We start from the raw sequence: 4,307 nt of genomic DNA on the forward strand, positions 1-4,307 counted from the left end.
AAGTTCATTTCATCGAATAGAATAGCCTACAACACACCGATGTTCAAAGCTGAAAAATTGAAACTAAATATAGGATTCGACATTCAATACCTGTCTGGATACAACAGCATGCTTTACCTCCCCGAAATGAGTTTATACTCTCCTGTTGTAGGAGCTGCCAATACGGGAGATTACTTTGTTGTTCACGCTTTCGGTGCTATTGATTTAGATCCTTTCAGGCTCTTTTTACGTGCTGAGAATTTATCCAGCCTTTGGAACGACGAAAGAATTCGAGTAGATGATAATTACACGATTATGCCTATGTTTTTAAGGCTTGGTGTGAGTTGGGACTTCTTCAACTAGTATAGGCATTACTCCCAAACAAAAGTGAACAACACCCATCTTACTTTTTTAAGAAAGTTCGTCTATTTCTGAATATTCGTATCTGTTAGGGTCTTTAAAAAAGACAAAAGCTGTACTTTCTTTTCTTGCGTAATTTCAAACCCTGAGATAAGTGAATCTTGGTTTGGATGTCCCTCGCCCCCTTTCGCATAATGCGCTACAACATCTTCTAAAGTGGCATATTTACCGTCGTGCATATAAGGAGCTGTTAATTCCACATTTCTTAAAGAAGGAACTTTAAACTTGCCCTTATCCTCAAATCTCCCCGTTACCTTGTACCTTCCTTCATCCGGATAATCTTTATAGAGTCCGTTATTTTTAAGCTCATGTGCTGTGAATTTAGGTGCTGGGTGACAAACTACGCAATTAAGGTCCTCAGAAAATAATTTCCAACCTGCTTTGGCATCATCACTGATTGCATTGTTATCTCCCCCGTAAAAATACTGGTCAAAAGGTGATGCATACGCAACCAATGTACGTTCATAATTTGCCAAAGCTCTGGTTAGAACATAAGGGTCTAAATCTCTATTGAAGAGCTTCTGAGCTTGGGCATTGTATTTAGGTTTTAACTCCTGTATCACATCTTTCATAGATGCTCCCATTTCATTTTTATCCAATAAAGGAAGCAGTACTTGCATCTCCAGGGTAGGTACTTGACCTTCCCCCATGAATCTGTGACTGAAAGCTGAATTGATAATAGAGGGTGTATTTCTCCCCGCCTGTCTTCCATTTACTCCTTTCGAAAAGGCAAGGGTATCAGCAAAAGCAAACTCGGGTAAATGGCAAGATGCACAAGAGATACTATTGTCTACAGATAAGTTTTTATCAAAAAACAACTCCTTTCCGAAGGCGGCTATTTCGTTATTCGGTGCATTATCTTCCGGGTAAGAAATCTCCCATGGAGTAATTTCGCTAGTTTGTGTTTTACATGAAATTGTAAATGCAAAAACACTTAGAAAGAAATATTTCTGAATCATTTTTCCTTATCTGTTTTAGCTATGATAGTAGAAACCGTGGCATCACTGGTTACATTGGCAACCGTTCTAAATCTATCTAGTAAAGGATCTATAGGATAAATTAGGACTACCCAAAATGAATTTAGACCTACAGACTCTAAAACGATCATTAACATAATTAATCCAGCACTTGGAACAGCCGCCGAACCTATAGATGCTAATGTTGCTGTTGCTACTATCCCTAGTTGCTGTTGGAAGTCTAAATCTACACCAAAGAGTTGAGCCAAATAGATTACCGCTACTGATTGATATAATGAAGTACCGTCCATATTTACTGTTGCTCCAATGGGCAATACAAATCGTGTTACACGTTGTGGTACTTTTAAGGTGTCTTCTACACATTCAATAGTAACGGGCAAAGTCGCGGCACTAGAAGCCGTTGAGAAAGCTAAAAATTGAGCCGGACTCATCGCATTGAAGAATTCTCTGTACCCCACTTTTGCTCCAAATAATCTTAATAGTAAAGGGTAGAAACCAAAAATTAAGAGTAATAATCCTGCTAATACCACCAAGGCGTATTTCCCTAAACTGTAGAATATTTCAAACATTTCCTCTGGTGTATCTGCCATCTTTGCCAATACTCCGGCCATCAAACAAAAAATGAAATAAGGAGAAGCTATCATGATAAAATCGACCATTTTTACAAAGGCTTCATTCATACCATTTACAAAATTGATAACCACACCTACTTTTTCATTGGGTAAGAAAGCGAGCACTATTCCAAAAAAGATGGCAAAGAAAATTACTTGAAGCATTTCGCCTTGAGCAAAAGCTTTGAATAAATTAGTAGGAACCATATCTACCAAAGGCTGTAATGGTCCTCCCATTTTTTGTTCTGCAGCACTTTTCTTCGCGACAACATCCTTGTAATCTGCAGAAGTAGTGTCAGATACCATCACGGATTTAATCTTACTAATTTCTTCTGGTGTAGCTGTGGCCAAAAGATTTTTATTGTCTTTTATTTCCACATTATTATCTGTCGCCCACATCTCATACTCCAAACGATTTTGACGCGCCATTGCTTCGTCATCCGTTTTTCCTGGATTGAATATATTCACAAGTATCAATCCTAAACTTACAGAGATTACCGTAGTAATGAGATAGGTTAATAGGGTTTTTCCTCCCATTTTACCTAGGGTTCCAATATTTTCTAAACTCGCAACACCTCCTATAATTCCAAAGAGGATCAAAGGAATAGCGATAAACTTTAATGAATTAATAAAGATGGTTCCGAATGGACCTATCCAATCTGTTGTAAAATCATTCCATCCTAAATAGTTTGAAACAATTGCCCAAATCACACCTAAAGCCATTGCAATCATTATACGCCAATGCAAGGCCATCTTCTTCTTTTCCTTCATAAAATTTGACTTGTGGGGACTAATATAAGTAAAATACCAGAGCTAGAATGTCCAGTTATTGGTAGCTCTTTGCACGGAGAAAGTGATCCATAATTGTGATTGCAGCCATCGCTTCAACGATAACTACTGCCCTAGGAACTACACAAGGGTCGTGCCTACCCTTTCCTTCCATTTCAACGGTCTTACCTTCTACATTTACTGTATGTTGTTTTTGCATCAAAGTAGCAACGGGTTTAAAGGCGACGTTGAAGTAAATATCTTCACCATTGGAGATACCTCCCTGTACACCACCCGAATGATTTGTTTGCGTCGAAAAATCTGAATTAAAAGTATCATTATGCTCAGAACCTTTCATGGTTACAGCATCAAATCCTGATCCATATTCAAATCCTTTTACGGCATTGATGGACAACATTGCCTTTCCTAGATCAGCATGTAGTTTATCAAACACAGGTTCTCCTAATCCTGCAGGTAAACCTTGAATAACACATTGAATTGCTCCTCCTACCGTATTTCCATCTTTTCGAACCTCCTTTACAAAGTTCTCCATTTCTACCGCTAATTCAGGGTCTGGACAACGTACAACATTGGTCTCTGCTTTCGCCAAGTCCAACTCTGCATACGCTTTAGTCAGTTTAAGATGACCAATTTGATGTACAAAGGCTGTAAAAGAAATTCCTTCTTCTTTTAAGAAGAGTTTTGCAAATGCACCCGCTACAACACGAGCAACAGTTTCTCTGGCACTTGATCTCCCTCCTCCTCTGTAATCGCGAATACCATATTTTTGATCATAAGTATAATCTGCGTGAGAGGGGCGGTAAGTGTCTTTGATATGAGAATAATCTTTTGACTTCTGATTTTCGTTACGAATTAAAAAAGCCAAGGGCGTTCCTGTGGTTTTACCCTCAAAAACGCCCGACAATATTTCTATGCGATCGCCCTCTTTTCTTTGAGTTACGATAGCACTTTGACCAGGTCTTCTTCTATTCAATTCATCTTGAATAAAATCCAAATCTACTGCAACTCCAGACGGCATACCATCGATAATTCCCCCCAGTCCTTCTCCGTGTGATTCTCCGAAGCTGGTGAGTCTAAATTGAGTTCCAATAGAATTTCCTGCCATAATTACAATATTTCTTTTTCAGTAGCTCTTAACATTTTACGAACCTCCTCTAAGTCTTTACCTTCTGCATAAACACGCAATACAGGCTCAGTTCCAGAAGGACGTATCATTACCCATCCTCCATTATCTAAGAAGAATTTGAATCCGTCGATGGTTTGAATATCTGTTACTTTATACTCTCCAAATGAAGCGTATTTATTCGCTTTACAATTAGAGATAATACTTTGTTTCAACTCTTCTGTAATGTGTAAATCACTTCTCTCGAACTTAAATGGTCCAACTAATTCGTACACCTCTTCGATTAATTCATTCAATGATTTACCCGATTTAGCCATATATTCCCAAATGATCAATCCCATCCAAATTCCATCTCTTTCAGGAATGTGACCTTTTGTAGCAATACCTCCAGACTCTTCACCACCTAAC

4 protein-coding genes and 1 pseudogene are annotated in these 4,307 nt (G+C 38.4%); 1 reads left to right on the plus strand and 4 read right to left on the minus strand.

Annotated features, from left to right (window positions below):
* On the plus strand, positions 1 to 342 hold a 342-nt coding region (locus tag R3333_RS12750; protein ID WP_318959158.1), incomplete at its 5' end, for a putative porin.
* Between the two features lie 62 nt (positions 343 to 404).
* On the opposite strand, the gene R3333_RS12755 is transcribed toward R3333_RS12750, so the two are convergent.
* The 4 genes and pseudogenes from R3333_RS12755 to R3333_RS12770 form a co-directional block, all read right to left on the minus strand.
* Positions 405 to 1,358, minus strand: coding sequence for a cytochrome-c peroxidase (locus R3333_RS12755; RefSeq protein ID WP_318959159.1), 954 nt, complete (start codon positions 1,356 to 1,358; stop codon positions 405 to 407).
* Positions 1,355 to 2,758, minus strand: coding sequence for a dicarboxylate/amino acid:cation symporter (locus R3333_RS12760; protein WP_318959160.1), 1,404 nt, complete (start codon positions 2,756 to 2,758; stop codon positions 1,355 to 1,357). Before R3333_RS12760 ends, R3333_RS12755 begins: the two co-directional genes overlap by 4 nt.
* A 55-nt stretch (positions 2,759 to 2,813) precedes the next feature.
* Positions 2,814 to 3,881 carry a chorismate synthase gene (aroC, locus tag R3333_RS12765; RefSeq protein WP_318959161.1) on the minus strand — a complete coding sequence of 356 codons (1,068 nt, stop codon included), beginning with the start codon at positions 3,879 to 3,881 and terminating at the stop codon, positions 2,814 to 2,816.
* A 2-nt stretch (positions 3,882 to 3,883) separates the two neighbouring features.
* Positions 3,884 to 4,307: pseudogene (locus R3333_RS12770) on the minus strand (phosphoglucomutase/phosphomannomutase family protein); the annotation flags it as partial.

The organism is Lishizhenia sp., from assembly GCF_033720595.1.
Classification (GTDB): Bacteria; Bacteroidota; Bacteroidia; order Flavobacteriales_D; family Crocinitomicaceae; genus Lishizhenia.